The sequence below is a fragment of the Oceanotoga teriensis genome (genome assembly GCF_003148465.1).
GTDB lineage: Bacteria > Thermotogota > Thermotogae > Petrotogales > Petrotogaceae > Oceanotoga > Oceanotoga teriensis.
In genome coordinates this window covers 137723-154002 of record NZ_QGGI01000006.1, presented here as the reverse complement: position 1 = coordinate 154002, position 16280 = coordinate 137723, and the positions used below count along the sequence as shown (strand labels likewise).

The window sequence follows — 16280 nt, the reverse complement described above, 5'->3', positions numbered from 1 at the left end:
ACAATTTAATTATAACCTATGGAGGTAAATATCCCTTTTAACATCGTTTAAAATTACTTTAAATAAACGTTTTTAGAATTTAGAAAGATACTATACAAAAATTATTTTGGAGGTGCAAAATGATTTAAATACAATTCTTGTTATTGTTAGAGAATTGTACGTGATTTTATAGTTAAATATTATGAAGAATTTAAATACAATTCTTGTTATTGTTAGAGATGGGAGGATTTAGTTCAAGAGGTCCTATGTTTATAATTTAAATACAATTCTTGTTATTGTTAGAGGAAAAAAGAATATTTCAAATCAAAAGAGGAAAATATATTTAAATACAATTCTTGTTATTGTTAGAGTTGGGTCAGTCTAAAGACATCATTAGAATGAAATTATAATTTAAATACAATTCTTGTTATTGTTAGAGTTGGGTCAGTCTAAAGACATCATTAGAATGAAATTATAATTTAAATACAATTCTTGTTATTGTTAGAGTTGGGTCAGTCTAAAGACATCATTAGAATGAAATTATAATTTAAATACAATTCTTGTTATTGTTAGAGTAGCTATATTATTGAAATATTCGGTTATACTTTCTTTATTTAAATACAATTCTTGTTATTGTTAGAGCTCTTTTTTTCAAATAAAAATATATATTTTGTCTTTATTTAAATACAATTCTTGTTATTGTTAGAGAGGAACATGGAAAATAAAACATGATGATCAAGAATTATTTAAATACAATTCTTGTTATTGTTAGAGAGTAGGTCTATATCAATAAGCGTTACCCTGTCTTAAATTTAAATACAATTCTTGTTATTGTTAGAGAAATCATGACTATAGAGTAGTTATGGAAGATATAGCATTTAAATACAATTCTTGTTATTGTTAGAGATATAGATAAATTTAAAAATTATTTAAATTGGAAATATTTAAATACAATTCTTGTTATTGTTAGAGAAAAAATCAAGAAGAAAATTTCAGAGACTCTGCTATATTTAAATACAATTCTTGTTATTGTTAGAGAGTCATGAATAAAGGATTCTAGAAATCATCAATATGCTAAAACACTTATTATCACTACATTTACTGATTTTAGTTCCAGCGATTTCATCTCAATTAAAATTTCTTCCTTTTTTCTTTCTTAATTACCATTATATAATATTTCTATCAATTTTTCAACTTCCATCACCTGGAAATTTTTTATTATAAAAAACCAAAAAGAAGATTTAAATCTTCTTTTTAGTCAAATGAAAAAAATCCATATCCAACAGATGTTTTAGCACCTATTCCATTGAATTCTAATGCTTCTTTTATTTCATTTTTGATAAATTCTTCATATGTTTTTTTATCTAATTCTTCTTTATTATTTTTTATACCTGTGTTTTCATCAATTTTAATTTTTAATTCTTTATATTCATTTCTAACTCCTATATTTATTTTAAAATTCCCACCTTTTACAACTAAAAATTTTATTATTTTTGGATCTTCATCATCTCTTGGAAAATCATTTTCATTTTTAAAATATTTAGTATGATGAGGAACCATAATATCAGATTTTATTTCTATATTTTTATTTGGGAAACTATCTATAAAAATTAAATTTCCTTTATTTTTTTCTCCACCAAATAAATCATTAAAAAATTTATCTTTAATTATATTTTTCTCTATTTCTTTTGAATCCTTGGTATCAGAATTAATATAATATTTTTTTATTATATGATTTCTTAATACTCCTTTTAGTGCTGAACCCGGAATATAAGGTACACCGTAAATATTATGCAATGTAATATTTGTTTCGTATACTGAATGTTCTCCTAATCCAATAATCATTTTATCTTCTAATTTAGGATTTAAGTCTAAAAAATAATATTCATTTTTATAATTTTCTTTTATAAAATTAATATTTTCGTCTATATTCTCTAATTGTGTTTTTGTTTCTTCAATTTCAATATCATTTTTTACATCTATTTCTAAATTCAATTTATACTGAGGAAATTTATTAATCTGTAAATTTAAATTAGAAATAGTTTTTATTTCTTTATCTTCTAAAAAACAATAATTATTAATTATTTTGTTATCTTTAATAATTTGAAAAGTATTTTCTTTTAATTCTTTTAATTTTTTATTTTTTTTAATTATTGGGTTTCTATTATAAAATTCTATTTTATAATCCTTAGTTTTTTTATTAAAAATAATTTTTTTTATTTTTTTTATTTCCATATTAATCTTCCTTTTCTATCATTGCATCTGCAAATCTTTTTACCCATCCAAACAAAATCATCATTTCTTTTGTAATCAATCTATACTCATAATTATCAGTTATATTATTTATTTTATTTATATATTTTTCAAAATCACAACCATTTTCATCTAATTTTAAAAATATTTCTATTTTTTTATTTTTTTTACTCCAGTCAATTATATTTTTTATAACTATTTCATGCTGCTCATTAGATTTAGATTTTGAAAGTAAAAAAGCTAATGTATTTATGAAACCATTTTTTTGTATTAGTGTAGGCATTTTTTTTACCAATGTTTTATATTCTTTTTGTACTTTAATTTCTTTTTCATCTACACATTTTTTTACACAATCTAAAGAAAATTTAGAAACTTCTAAATTCGTATTATTTAAATTTCCCATAATAACACCTCTTATTTTTTAATTATTATATTCTTTTTACAATACCTTTTCCAATGGTGGAATTACCTCCTATTTGAAACACATTACCCATTTCCTCTTTCAAATATTTCAGTATTGTTTCAAAATTTTTTAAAGAATTTATAACCCCTTTCTTCAAATCGTTGTCATCTTTCTTCAAATAGTTGTCATCTTTCTTCGAATCGTTGTCATCACTAGAAGAATGAATTATGTTATTTTCAAAAACTTTAAAGTATAGTATTGTTTCTGAAGGCAAATATTCTTCTGTAAAAAGTCCTGTTTTTGCTGAAACTCCTGTAAAAGAATCTATTTTATTTCTTGTTATAACTTCTGTATACATATTAACTAAATCAATAAAATCTGTATCATTTAATATCACTATTTTGTTTTCTTCTATACCTTTAATTTTACTTTTTAATAATTTTGATATTTCTTTTCCTTCTGATTCTCCATTAAATATTTCAGATTTATTAAAAACATACTCTTCTAAGTATATTTTTTTATTTTTATCTTTATCTTCAAATAAAGATACATATTCTCCTTCTTTTATTTCTTTTATTTCTTCTTTTATTTCATCCAAATCATTTACCCATCTATTCAATAAATACGGACAAGTTATTAATTTAAATATATCTTTATCAGATTTTACTGGAAAAAATAATAATACAGCATCTGTAAATCCCAAAAAACTTGCTCTATCTTCACCTTTTTCAGATCCAAATACTAGTTCATATTTTATTTTAGTTTCTTCATTAGTATTCTCTTCATATATTTTTTCTAATTTATAAACTTTATTTTTTATACACCCTTTCAAAGTTGATGCCTCTATTTTTGGTATGTCAGAATGTTGCTCTCTTTGAATCGGCATATCTACATATCCTAATGTTTCTCCAGAACCTGCATGTATAGGAGTTAATGCTTTTATATAAAAAAATTCACTTTTCATTTTATACCTCCAATTATTTTTTTATAATTTCCACTATTCCTTTTCCAAAATTATAATTACTTCCTATTTGAATTTTCAAAGGAATTTCTTCAAAAAATTTTTCATAAAGATCATTTTCACCAAATTCATTTTTCAAAATTAAAGTATAAAAAACTGTTTCTATTGGCACATACTCTTCTGTATATAAAGAACCACTCTTTTTATCTACAACGCCTGTAATTTCATTTACTCTATTTCTATGAACTATATTTTTGTTTAAAAATATTAATTCATTAAAATCATTATCAGAAAGTAATATAATATCCTTTTCTTTAATAAAATTAAATTTTTCTAATGCTTTATTTTTATTATTATCAATACTTATTTTTTTAAATATAAAATTGTCTAAATAAATATAATCATCTTTTAAATCAGAAAATTGATTATTATTTTTTATAATACCACACTTGTTTTCTGGTACGTCAAATATTTTAGATCCTTCTATTTCTTCTATAATTTTATTATCTTCAATAAATCTATTTAATAAGTAAGAACAAGTAACATAGGTATACATACCTTTAATTGTTTTTATAGGATAAAATAAAAGTCTAGCATCAGTAATTCCAAATACCGATACTGTTTCATTATTTGCTTTTCCAAAATAATTATTTGCATCATTATTTTCATAGTATTTTCTTAAGTTACCTTTTAAAGTTGTTGCTTCTATCTTTGGATATCCTCCATACTTTTCTCTTTGAATGGGCATATCAATATTCCCTATTGTTCTACCAATTCCTGCGTGTAAAGGAGATTTTGTTTTTATAAATAACTGTTTTGATGTACTAAACATTTTTCTCCTCCTATTTTTTTAATATTTTTTCTAAATAACACTTTATTCCTTCAATTGAACATGTATCTAAATTTGCTTTTTTTGCTGAATTATAAGCTGATTTAATATTTTTATAAATATCTTTTTGACGTTTTTTAAGATCAAAAACAGGATGAATTAAAACAGGTGTTCCATAAACTCCTGAAATTGCATAAGTAGAATAATTATTACTCTTAGCATTATCTCCAACCATTCCTCCTGATTTACATTCAAAATTAATCAATTTCCCTTTTTTTGTTAATAGTAATATATCAAATTGATCTATATTTTCTTTATTAACATAAGAACTATGATCAAATCTTATATCAGCTATTTCATTTTGAAATTCTCTAGAAATTATATCTATCATTCTATAAAAAGTCATGTTTTCTAAAATATATCCAAAAACTTTTCCTCTTTTATGTCCACCCAAACTTTTTTCTAATATATTTTTTTCATTTTCTGTTAAGTTTAATATATTTTTACTTTCCATTTTTCCTATTATTTGATCAAAAATATTGCCATCTAAACTTTTTTTATTAGCATACTTTCTTAATATACTTTCAGCATTTACATTTAGCTTTTTATTATTATTTAAATTTCTTAGCGTTTTTTTTATATTTTTATCCAATTTTGATGGATCGCTATCTAAAAAATTATTTAAAATTTCTTTAATTTTTTTAATTTCTTTTTCATTTTCTTTTTCATTTTCTTTTTCATTTGCGTATAATTCTTTATACAAATTATATTCATTTTTATATCCATTTGATTTTATTAATAATTCTTGAAATTCATCTAATTTTTCTTTTAAGTCATAAAATTTATGGTACATTTTATTATATACTTGAAATTCATTTAATTTTTCTTGAAACTCTTCTTTTAATTTTCTATGTTTATTTTCATCTTCATTTTTTAACTTAATTTCATAATTTCCATCAATACTCTCAATATTTTTCAAAAATTTGTATGATTCATCAACTTTATAACGATCATCTTTAGATGAATCAAATCCCATTAATTTTAATGCTATTTCTATATTCATTACTTCATTATTTTTATCTAATTTTATATTTTTATTTGAAACTTTATTTGTATTTTTCCCATAATAATAATAATATTTTTCTGTATCTCCATCAAAGTAAATAATTACATCATCATCTCTTTCATTCAAAACATATTGAGTAATAGCCATAACAAAATGTCTTTGCCCACCTGTTATATTCCATAATATTTTTTTTTCTTTCTTTATACTTTTCTTTAATTTACTTATAATTGATTTATGATTTTTTATTTTGTTATTATTAAATTCAATTTCTCTAATATTATAAGATTTATCCGTATTTAAAACTGTTTTTAAATTATTATTCCATTCAAAATAATTAAACTTATTGTTATAAGTAAAATTATTTTTAAAATTAGGATCATAATTTTCAATTTTTTCTATTTTTCCTCCAATAATAATTATATTTTTTTCATTTTTAAATAAATGTTCATGTTCTTTTATCGTTAAATAATTTACCATTTGATTTAAAGTTGAACATACAACTATAGCATCAAATTCATTTTCGATGTCCTTTTTATTTTCTTCGTTCATTTTAATCCTCCATTTCTTTTAATTCTTCTTTAGATAAAAAAATAACTTTATACCTTGAATATCCTATAATTTGATCCTCTTTTTCAAAATATTCACTGTTTATAATTTCTTCTATCTCAGAAATAGTTTTATTTTTAAATTTTTTATTTTTTAAAATATATACAGATCCTTCTGGTATATAATTTTTCATAGGCTTTGGTTTTTTTTCTTTCATATCATATCCACCAATTAAATAAGGCTTTGAATTAGTATATGCTTTAATATCTTTTTTTATATCTTCTTTATTTTTAAATATGCTTGGAGAAATAAATACAATTTTTATATAATTTGACTTATTAGTTTCAGAATAAACTTCTTCAGTTAAATCAATATAATTTGACTTATCTTCCATAAAATATTTACAAATCTTGTTTTCTCCACCCAATTTTAAATATCCTTGATTTAAATCAAAATTTTCTTCCCAATCATTTCTTATCTCATATTCAACTAAATAACTCCATATATTTCCTTTTAATTCATTTAAATCTATTCTATACAACATTTTTTCTTTTGCTGTTTTTGTATCCCTATCTACTTCTATACCTACTTTATAACTGCTATTATTTATGTTGTTTTGGCTATATATATCTATACTATCTTGATAAAATGCATAAGAATAATTTAAATCACTAACTGAAATAAACATATTTTCAATCTTTTTAGTTTCTATGTTTTCTGGTTTAAAAAATAATTTTTTTAAACTTTCATCTACTGATGTTTTAAACTTTGATTTTTTTATATTTGCATAATGAATTTTATTTAATTTATCCAAATACAAATCAAGAGGTGCTGGGATTAAAATTTCTTTATCATTTTCATCGTATAAATAAATAGCCTTTATTTCTAAAAATTTTCTTGGATCTGAATCTTGATTTTTATTGTCTATATATTCAATTTTCCTATTTTGACTTTTAGAAAGCATCAAAGTACATATTGCACCATAAAAAACACTTGGATAAGGTACAAGTTTTGTACCGCTCCAACTATTTTCACCTTTATTTAATACTTTACCAGAGCCAAAAAACAATGTATCTTGTGGTTTTATCCTTAATATTTTAGTACTCATTTCAAACACTTCCTCATTAATTGAGAATATTTTCTCACTATATGAAATAAATTAAAATAATTTTCAAAATCAATAAAATCACCTAATTTTGCATTTAATTCTAAATATTTAAGTAATTTTTTATGTACATTTTCAAATTCATTATCTTTGTTTTTATAAGCTCTTTTCATTAATCTTCTTTGCTCTAACATAAAAATATCTATTAAATTATTTTCTTCAATATCGTCCATATTAATAAATTGATTTTCTAATTCAAAATGAAAATAGCTTGAACTTTCTGAAAAATATTTTTGTAAATCTCTCAATACAAATTCAATAGCATTTTCGTTATGAAGTTTATTTTTAAAATAAATACTTCTACTATCATATCCCTCGTTCATAATAGAAATAACAGTGCTATCTTTTTCTAATTCTCTATCAATTCTTTTTTTAGAAAATCTTTCTTTAGTTTTTTCAAGCTCTGTTTTAGATACTCTTACAATTTCTTTTAAAGGAGTTTTATAATGAGTTATAAATATTCCTTTTGAATAAGTTAATTTAGAATACTCACCTTTAAAAATTTCTTTAAATATTTTAAATATTTCATTATCAAACTCATAAATTAAACTTACAGGTAAAACTGCTAGTAAATCATCACCTCCTGCATATATCAAAAAATCTAATTTATTTTTATTTTTAAAAAATTCTTTTATTTTATTAAAAAATTTATTAATTTTAAGTGATAAATTTTGTTGATACTTTTTAAAATTTTTATTTTCAGTACTTGTAAAGTACTTTCCACTCATCCATTTCCCTAAATTATCTATATCCAATCTATAAATACAATAATAATTTGGCAAATCAATATTATCTTTAGAGTCTAAAATACCTTCATAAAGATCTTTATTATTATTATTATTATTATATTGATTTAAAATTTTTTTTAATTTTTCATTCTCTTCAAGACAACTCAAGGCTATTTTTGCTGTTGATAAATTTTTATTATTAGTTGATAAATTTTTATTATTATATATTCTTTTAAAATAACAAGAAATACATAAAGTTTCATTTTCTTTTAAATTTTTACCTATAAAACAGTTTATTTTATTATTATTATTATTTTTTTTAAAATATACATTTTTTTCTCCGCATATACTACATTTTTTACCTGTTTCTTCTAAAGTACTATATTTTTTTGAGTTTTTTACAGCATCAAAATGTGTATAAAGTTCATTATAAAATTTTTTATAATTTTCATCATCATATTCTGTTTCAACCCAATAAAAATTAAAAGTTGATTTGATTTGATTTTTAATAATTTCATTGCTAATTTTTTTATTATCTGGCTCTAACTCTTTTTCTACTTTTTCAATATAAAATTCTTTTAATTCTTCTTCTAGTTTCTTTCCAAGATATTCAGAATTTTTATATTTAATAATAAAATAATTTGGTATATTATTATCATTCTTCAAAAGATTTAAATTATCAACTTCAAGATTTGGTAAGATAAGTTCCCCTTCAAAGCATTTAAAAAATTCTATTCCTTTTAACATTATTTCTTTTATAATATCACTACTATTTTTTAAATCTTTTAAATTTCTTGAGTTAATAATATATTCTTGAACAGAACCTATAGAAAACAAAATTATTTTTTCATTCATATAATCACCCATCTTTTTCAGTATTTAATATTTCAAAAACTTTTTCACTTTTATAAAAATCTAAATTTTTTAACTCATCCATAAAATGTTCATAATATTTATCAAATTCTTTAATATTATATTTGGATAAATAATCACAATTTAATTCTTTTATAATAATATATTTTTTATACTCACTCTCCCAAAAAGTTATATATATAGGAGAAGAAAGTCTTCCATTTATTTTACCTTTTGAAATTGCATTATGAGTTAATGCTGATAATTCTAAAATAACTTTTGAATATTCATCTTCTAATTCTATTATTTGTAATTTTTTTATCATATTAGAATCTTTAAAATATTCAAGTTTTTTAAAATTTTTTAAATCTTCAAAATTATTTTCAGAAATTTTTTCGTTTAAATCTTTTTCTTTTACTTTGAAACATCCAAATCCTTTTCTTACTCTTCTTCCTAACCCTCCTAAAATTGAAGAATATACTAATAATTTTTTATAAAAATCTTCGCTCTTTTTATCTTTAACAATAAAATCTACTTTTACAGAAATTTTTTTATCAAATAATTTTTCATATAGTTTATAAATCTTATCTTCTTTTAATAAATTATAAATATTTTTAGCATCAATATTTTCTTGATTTAATATTTTATGTGGAGTTAGAATTTTAAAAAGAGGTAAATCTAATTTATTAAAATTTATTTTTTTTGGATCACTTACTTTAATACTAAAAGGACTTTTTTTATTTAAATCTCCAAAAAGTTCTGCTTCTTTTTCCTTCATTTCTTTTAAATTTTTAAAATCATAAAATTCTCTAAATGTGTTTCTCATTAATGATTTTAATTCAGTGACTCTAAACTCCGGTTTATATTTATCGCTTCCATATGAAAACATAGGAGTTATAGTCTCTAATTCAACAGTAAACTTATTCATGATAAAATTTCACCTCTTTTATTTTTGTTTCATTAATATTTGTTTACTTTATATTTTTAATTATATCATTTATAATAATTATTTTAAAATTATATGTTATTTTTTTATCAATAATTTTTATGTAATTTTTTATAAAAAAAACTTCCAAATAAATTTGGAAGTTTTTATTTTATTTAAATACAATTCTTGTTATTGTTAGAGAATTAAAAAATATGGGCAAGTTCAATTGTCCGAGAAATTTAAATACAATTCTTGTTATTGTTAGAGAAAAACAAAAGGATCCGTCACCATAACCGAACATTTATTTAAATACAATTCTTGTTATTTTTAGAGTTATATATAATATTATTATTAATGGTTCAGGTTTTTCATTTAAATACAATTCTTGTTATTGTTAGAGGGTTTTATAGAAAGCTTAAGAAACCTTTCGCAAGAAATTTAAATACAATTCTTGTTATTGTTAGAGTTTTTTACTATTAGGTAATTCTATACTTGTTAAAAGATTTAAATACAATTCTTGTTATTGTTAGAGCAACAGTAATCATATAGATTACTTTAAGCAAACAGTATTTAAATACAATTCTTGTTATTGTTAGAGATGGCAAGATAAAAAAGGTAATAATAGATATTCAAAATTTAAATACAATTCTTGTTATTGTTAGAGTGGATAAAATGGGAGAAAAAAGAATATTTCAAATCAATTTAAATACAATTCTTGTTATTGTTAGAGATTTTTATTTTTAACTATAACAGTAGCAACTGTTAAATTTAAATACAATTCTTGTTATTGTTAGAGATATAAATTGAATAATTGGAAACCTAATATATTCAAATTTAAATACAATTCTTGTTATTGTTAGAGTGATTTAATGGGAACTGAAAAAGAAAATAACAAAATATTTAAATACAATTCTTGTTATTGTTAGAGATGTTTAAAGTGGGCAGAAGTTTGGTGGGAATTTCTGTATTTAAATACAATTCTTGTTATTGTTAGAGAAAGAGGTCCGCGAACAGGTTCTCGAAGAATATTTCATTTAAATACAATTCTTGTTATTGTTAGAGACGATTCTGAAGATATAGAAAATGAAGAAATTATAAAATTTAAATACAATTCTTGTTATTGTTAGAGAGTCATGAATTAAGGATTCCAGAAATCATCAATATGCTAAAACACTTATTATCACTACATTTACTGATTTTAGTTCCAGCGATTTCATCTCAATTAAAATTTCTTCCTTTTTTCTTTCCTAATTATTATTATATACTATTTCTACCAGTTTTTCAACTTCAATCACTTGGAAAAAAGAAGCGATTTTTATCAAATCACTTATTTTTTATATATCATTTATTTCTTTTTGTGACATATATTCTTCTCTAAGTTGATATAATGTTTTTCCTGTTTCTTTATGAACTGCAAAAATATAAGTATTAATAGTAGACCAATCAAATATTTTTTTTAACCAAGCTTGCATAGATTTTTCTTTTTCATCTACCATTACATTACCATTAGAAAGAAGAGTTGCTTCATTTCCTCTATCTTTAGCTATTATTACATCTCCTTCTTTAACAATTCCCCATTCAAGCATAGAATCAATCTTAGGTAATGATCTACGTGTAATTTTTTTGTCATTTTCCATTGATAAAGATTTTATTTTATTTCCCATTAAATTCACATAGTAATCATTATAATTTATAATAGGTAATAATTTTTCAACATTCAAATAAATACTTTCATTTATTTTATATGGTATTAATTTATAACAGCTTATATCAACATTATTACTATTAAGCCAAGCAACGGCAGAAAGAGTTTGTTCATCAAAATCCGATGCAACAAGAATTATTCTTTGTTTTTTATTAAAATTTTTCTCTGCATCATTTTCTTTAAGAAATTCATTTAATTTTCTAACTCCTAATTCATAAGACGTTAATTCTCCAATTTCAAATTCAGTTTTATATTTTTCAATATATGAAGAATATACTTTTTTGACTAAATCGTCTGAATTATTAATAGTTGCATAACTAGCAGCGTATCTTATCGCTTGAAATTCAAAAGCTTCTTTACGATTTTCAATATCTTTACGATCTCTTTTTATTTCAATAAGAACTATATTCCCATTATTGTCGACTGCCGTCGAATCGCTTCTTCCATTTTTTTCATTTCTAACCTGTCTTCCTACAATAAGCATAGATTCTTCTTCTTCACAAACCATATCTATACTATTTCTTAAAATTTCTTCTATATCGTTTTCAGTCATATTCAGATCTGAAAAAGTTACTGGTTCAATTCTATCTGCTTGTTTTCTATTAATATTATACAAAAAATATTCCTCCCAAAAGATTATTTTTTTATATTTTCAATAATGTATTCATACAATTTTTTCTTCCTCTATTTTAAATACTGAATAGCTAAGCCTATTAATGATAAACAACGATTAAAAAAATAATCATAATGTTTAATATCAGTTATATCTATTTTATTAAGTAAGTCTTCAATAATTTACTTTCTTAATAATAATTCATTAATTTATTTTTTTATTCATCATATCAAAATGATTTTTATGACCTGTTTTTTCAAAAATCATTTTAAAAACATTATAGTATTTTTCAATACTATCAAATTCACTATAAATATGCATATCATCATTTAAAAAATGTGATCCATCATTTATCCATGATAATAAAGATTTACATATTAATTTTTCTTCATATTCAAATTCTTCAATGCATTTTTTATAATCTGTACCTCCAATAATATTAAAATAGTATTCTAAAATTCTTCTAAATGTATTAAAAACAGTAACTTTATTAATTTTTTTTATATCCCTTATTTCAGTCCAAAGCATTTCATACGTTGTTTGTATCGGATTTTTATTGTATGGTTCAATTGAAGATAATTCATTAATTTTTTTTATAATCCAAAATTTCTCATCTTTTAAATAATGTTTTTTAATATTAAAAGTTACCTCTTTATGAAAATAAACATTATGAGTCATTAAAAAAATTTGTTTTATCCCATTTTTACAATTATTTTTACAGTCATCTATAATATCTCTAACTAAATTAGAAATAATAAAAAGAATATTACTATCTAAACTTGAAACAGGATCGTCTATAACAACAATTTTATCTTTTATCATTCCTGTTGGATTAAGACTTCCTTTAATCATTTTATAAAAATATAAAAATGTAATGAAATTATATTCACCCTCACTAAGGGTTTCTTCAACACAATAACCATCAGGTCTAACAATTTTATAAAAACCTTTTTCAGATGCCTTTTCAATTTTAAAACTATTAAATCCAAAATTTTTAAGTATTTTATTGATTTCATTTTTTGTGTATTCAATGCTAGTAATTTCAGATTCCATTAATTCAATTTCTTTTTCTATTTTTATTATTTTATTATCTTTTATTTCTATATTTTTATTAAGGTTTTCAAGACCTTTATTTAATCCTTTTATTTTTTTATTATATCTTTCTATATTACCTTTATACTCTTCAACAATATATCTCCATATTTTATATTTTAAATTCTTTTTTTCAACTTTAATATTCTCTATTATTTTATTATTAGTTTCTATTTTAGAATTAAATTCATCTATTTCTAAATTTATATCTTTTATAATAGTAGAAATATAATCTAATTTTTTTATATTACTTGGATTTTTGAGTTTTTCATCAATTATCATTAAATTTCTTTTAGCTTTTTCTTTTAAAATTTGAATTTTTTCTTCTAAAATAGATAAATCAATAATTTTTATATCTTTTTTTCTCAATATCTCTATTTTATTAAATAAACCTTCAATACTTTCTTCATAATAATTCCTTAATTTTTTTATTTTTTCATACTCTTCTTTATATGACTCATCAAAAAAATCTTCTATATCTTTTTTTATTTCAAAATTTATTGTTTGTTGACAAAAAGGACATTTATTTTTACTTTGTTCTAAATATTTTCTACCACTGTTTACCCAATCACTATTTTTTAATTGTTTTATTAAATTTCCTATTTGAGCATTATCTTTCCCAATAATAGGCTTAGATAAAATATCTAATTCTTCTAATTTTATAATTTTTTCAAAATTAAGCTTTTCTAATCGTTCATATTTTTCAGGTTCTTTATCAAAAACAATTTCTTTCTTTTTAATAATTTCATTGTATTTAATTAACTCATATTTATTTTCTTCCGATTCTTTTAGACATTTATCAAAAAAAGCTTTTTTAGACCATATATAACCTTCAAAAGCTTCCCTAAAGTCTACTTCGTATTTTTTCTTTATTTCCCAAATTTCATTTATAAATTTTCCCATTTCTTTTTCTCGTTCTTTTTCTTTAATTTCTTTATTATCATTATCCTTTTCTCTTTTATCTTTTAAATCGATAATTTGATTATTTTTTTCATCTATTTCTTCTTTAATTTCTTTATTATCTTTTCCTAAAGTAAATATTCCTTTAATAGAATCACTCTGTGAAAAATGTTTTTTAACAAAATCTTTATTATAAACAATACTATTAATTCTATCTTCTTCATAACAGATATCACATTCAGAATATTTTTTATCTTCTGCTATAACTTTTGATATAGTTGTTTTCCCTGTACCATTCCCACCATAAATATAATTTATTTTTGATGGTGAAAACTCTATTTCTTCATATGTCGCTACTTGATCTAAAAAAATTTTATTAATCATTTTTATCCTCATTCCCCTTTTGATAGGATAATCCGTTAATTAATCACCCCAACTTGATTAATTAATAAAAAAACAGTCCTTTTTCAAGGACTGTAAATCAATTTTTTATTCATTTTTATATTTTTTTTATTCATTTAATACATCTCCAAAAAGTCATATTAATATTATAACTCTTTTGAAATATAAATTTATAACTCAAATTTTATTAATTATATTTATATATATACATTTATTAGTTAATATTTATACTTTTCTTTATTTTTCACCAATGTTTTAACCAATCGAAATCCTACATCACTCACAGTAGCAGTGGGAAGGTTATTATATCTGTTAAAAATACGAACGTTATGAGAATTTACAAACCAACTTCCACCACGTACAACACGATACTTTCTTGAACTATGTTGCAATGGATCTATCTGATTTGATTTGTTGTAATCTGTATACCACCATAACACCATTCCCAAACGTTTCCACTCATATCATATAATCCTAACTCATTGGGTAATTTTCCCCCTATTTCATGAATTTGAATTTCTGAATTTTTACTGTACCAAGCAACTTCTTTTGCTAAATTACTTTATGTCAAAGTTACTTTGTGGGCCGATTTTTCATAATAGTCTTTATTATCATTTACCATAATGAATGAACCTTTTTCTAATAAAATATTATTATCTTCATTAACTTTATTTTTATTTATCAATAAGCTTCTTTAAGGATATTTAATATTTCTTCTTTTGTTAATTCTTTATATCCCCCATTTAGTACTATTGTAGATTCAGCTATTAATGGTAACATTTCTTGTGTAGCTCCTAAATCTTTTAAAGAAGTTATGATTCCACATTCTTTAGTAAATCTTTCTAATTCATCTATACCTGCTAAAGCTATTTCTTCTTTTGTTTTATCTTTTTCTTCAATTCCCCATACTACTTTTGCAAAACGAACAAATTTATCTAAACCATATTTATAAATATATCTATAATAAGGTAATGAAATAGCAGCAAGTCCCATTCCATGCGCACAATCTGTATAAGCACCAAGTTGATGTTCTATCATATGAACTTCCCAGTCTTGAGCTTTACTTAGTCCTACAATTGGATTCATAGCAAGCGAAGCACTCCACATAAGATTACTTCTAGCTTCATAATCTTCTTGATTTTCAACAGCTTTTCTTGCATTAACTATTACTGAACGTAATATACCCTCAATTATATAATTTGATACACTGTCATCATTTCCTGCAAAGTATGCTTCCATTAAATGTGACATCATATCAAAAATTCCACTTACCATTTGATATTTTGATACAGAATAAGTATATTCAGGATTTAATATAGAAAATTTAGGGTTTACATTAAATGGATATACTCTTCCTATTTTTAATTTCATTTGTTCATTAGTAATTACTGAACCACCATTCATTTCAGATCCTGTTCCAACCATGGTAAGTACAGATCCAACTGGAACTATTTTATTATTAACAGGTTCAAATTGTAACCAGTATTTTGTCCAAGCATCTCCTTCACAATAAGCTGATACAGATATAGCCTTAGCACAATCTATAACAGAACCACCTCCTACTGCGAGTATTAAGTCTACTTTGTTTTCAACTACTAATTTAGATCCTTCTTGTACTTTTTCATATGTTGGATTTGGCATAATTCCAGAAAGTTCATAAACATTTTTATTAAGTTTTTTACAAATAGTAATAATTTGATCATATAATCCTATTTTTTTTATTGAATTTCTACCGTAAGCTAAAAGTATATTATCTCCATATTTTGATAACTCTATTTCTAAATTATTCATCGCATTTTTTCCAAAATGTATAGTTGTTGGATTTTCATATGTAAAATCAAAATTCATAAAATTACCT

At 21.8% G+C, this 16280-nt stretch carries 12 protein-coding genes, 1 pseudogene and 2 CRISPR repeat arrays; all 13 genes and pseudogenes read right to left on the bottom strand.

What is annotated here, in order from left to right:
* Positions 1 to 122: 122 nt before the first annotated feature.
* Positions 123 to 1017: direct repeats of the CRISPR family, unit length 30 nt; unit sequence ATTTAAATACAATTCTTGTTATTGTTAGAG.
* A gap of 216 nt (positions 1018 to 1233) precedes the next feature.
* Entirely contained in the window at positions 1234 to 2214 is a 981-nt protein-coding gene (gene cmr6, locus C7380_RS05990; protein WP_109604582.1) for a type III-B CRISPR module RAMP protein Cmr6, read from the bottom strand.
* 1 nt (position 2215) lies between these two features.
* Positions 2216 to 2635: a type III-B CRISPR module-associated protein Cmr5 gene (gene cmr5 / locus C7380_RS05985; protein WP_109604581.1), complete on the bottom strand. Its 420-nt coding sequence runs from the start codon at positions 2633 to 2635 to the stop codon at positions 2216 to 2218.
* Positions 2636 to 2660: 25 nt separating this feature from the next.
* Positions 2661 to 3599 (bottom strand): type III-B CRISPR module RAMP protein Cmr4, encoded by a 939-nt coding sequence (gene cmr4, locus C7380_RS05980; RefSeq protein WP_109604580.1) that lies wholly within the window; start codon positions 3597 to 3599, stop codon positions 2661 to 2663.
* A gap of 13 nt (positions 3600 to 3612) precedes the next feature.
* Positions 3613 to 4428, bottom strand: a complete 816-nt coding sequence (gene cmr4 / locus C7380_RS05975) for a type III-B CRISPR module RAMP protein Cmr4 (RefSeq protein WP_109604579.1) — start codon at positions 4426 to 4428, stop codon at positions 3613 to 3615.
* Between the two features lie 10 nt (positions 4429 to 4438).
* Positions 4439 to 6040: a hypothetical protein gene (locus C7380_RS05970; protein ID WP_109604578.1), complete on the bottom strand. Its 1602-nt coding sequence runs from the start codon at positions 6038 to 6040 to the stop codon at positions 4439 to 4441.
* Between the two features lies 1 nt (position 6041).
* Positions 6042 to 7145, bottom strand: a complete 1104-nt coding sequence (cmr3, locus tag C7380_RS05965) for a type III-B CRISPR module-associated protein Cmr3 (RefSeq protein ID WP_109604577.1) — start codon at positions 7143 to 7145, stop codon at positions 6042 to 6044.
* A complete protein-coding gene (gene cas10 / locus C7380_RS05960) occupies positions 7142 to 8785 on the bottom strand; it encodes a type III-B CRISPR-associated protein Cas10/Cmr2 (RefSeq protein WP_158274798.1) in 1644 nt (547 codons plus the stop codon). The genes cmr3 and cas10 overlap by 4 nt, the downstream gene beginning before the upstream one ends.
* A 4-nt stretch (positions 8786 to 8789) precedes the next feature.
* Positions 8790 to 9710: a type III-B CRISPR module RAMP protein Cmr1 gene (gene cmr1, locus C7380_RS05955; RefSeq protein WP_109604575.1), complete on the bottom strand. Its 921-nt coding sequence runs from the start codon at positions 9708 to 9710 to the stop codon at positions 8790 to 8792.
* A gap of 171 nt (positions 9711 to 9881) precedes the next feature.
* A CRISPR array of direct repeats spans positions 9882 to 10839; the repeat unit is 30 nt; unit sequence ATTTAAATACAATTCTTGTTATTGTTAGAG.
* Between the two features lie 205 nt (positions 10840 to 11044).
* A complete protein-coding gene (locus C7380_RS05950) occupies positions 11045 to 12031 on the bottom strand; it encodes a hypothetical protein (RefSeq protein WP_109604574.1) in 987 nt (328 codons plus the stop codon).
* A gap of 201 nt (positions 12032 to 12232) precedes the next feature.
* Positions 12233 to 14404 carry an AAA family ATPase gene (locus C7380_RS05945; protein ID WP_158274797.1) on the bottom strand — a complete coding sequence of 724 codons (2172 nt, stop codon included), beginning with the start codon at positions 14402 to 14404 and terminating at the stop codon, positions 12233 to 12235.
* Positions 14405 to 14640: 236 nt separating this feature from the next.
* Positions 14641 to 14865 (bottom strand): SUMF1/EgtB/PvdO family nonheme iron enzyme, encoded by a 225-nt coding sequence (locus C7380_RS13835; protein ID WP_371682081.1) that lies wholly within the window; start codon positions 14863 to 14865, stop codon positions 14641 to 14643.
* A pseudogene (locus tag C7380_RS13830) lies at positions 14820 to 14945 on the bottom strand (SUMF1/EgtB/PvdO family nonheme iron enzyme); the annotation flags it as partial. The pseudogene C7380_RS13830 and the gene C7380_RS13835, both read right to left, overlap by 46 nt.
* A 158-nt stretch (positions 14946 to 15103) precedes the next feature.
* Positions 15104 to 16270 carry an iron-containing alcohol dehydrogenase gene (locus tag C7380_RS05930; RefSeq protein ID WP_109604571.1) on the bottom strand — a complete coding sequence of 389 codons (1167 nt, stop codon included), beginning with the start codon at positions 16268 to 16270 and terminating at the stop codon, positions 15104 to 15106.
* Positions 16271 to 16280: the final 10 nt, after the last annotated feature.

Coding starts and splice junctions, on each gene's coding strand:
- cmr6 (WP_109604582.1), bottom strand. CDS start 2,214: ATGGAAATAAAAAAAATAAAAAAAATTATTTTTAATAAAAAAACTAAG.
- cmr5 (WP_109604581.1), bottom strand. CDS start 2,635: ATGGGAAATTTAAATAATACGAATTTAGAAGTTTCTAAATTTTCTTTA.
- cmr4 (WP_109604580.1), bottom strand. CDS start 3,599: ATGAAAAGTGAATTTTTTTATATAAAAGCATTAACTCCTATACATGCA.
- cmr4 (WP_109604579.1), bottom strand. CDS start 4,428: ATGTTTAGTACATCAAAACAGTTATTTATAAAAACAAAATCTCCTTTA.
- C7380_RS05970 (WP_109604578.1), bottom strand. CDS start 6,040: ATGAACGAAGAAAATAAAAAGGACATCGAAAATGAATTTGATGCTATA.
- cmr3 (WP_109604577.1), bottom strand. CDS start 7,145: ATGAGTACTAAAATATTAAGGATAAAACCACAAGATACATTGTTTTTT.
- cas10 (WP_158274798.1), bottom strand. CDS start 8,785: ATGAATGAAAAAATAATTTTGTTTTCTATAGGTTCTGTTCAAGAATAT.
- cmr1 (WP_109604575.1), bottom strand. CDS start 9,710: ATGAATAAGTTTACTGTTGAATTAGAGACTATAACTCCTATGTTTTCA.
- C7380_RS05945 (WP_158274797.1), bottom strand. CDS start 14,404: ATGATTAATAAAATTTTTTTAGATCAAGTAGCGACATATGAAGAAATA.
- C7380_RS13835 (WP_371682081.1), bottom strand. CDS start 14,865: ATGGTGTTATGGTGGTATACAGATTACAACAAATCAAATCAGATAGAT.
- C7380_RS05930 (WP_109604571.1), bottom strand. CDS start 16,270: ATGAATTTTGATTTTACATATGAAAATCCAACAACTATACATTTTGGA.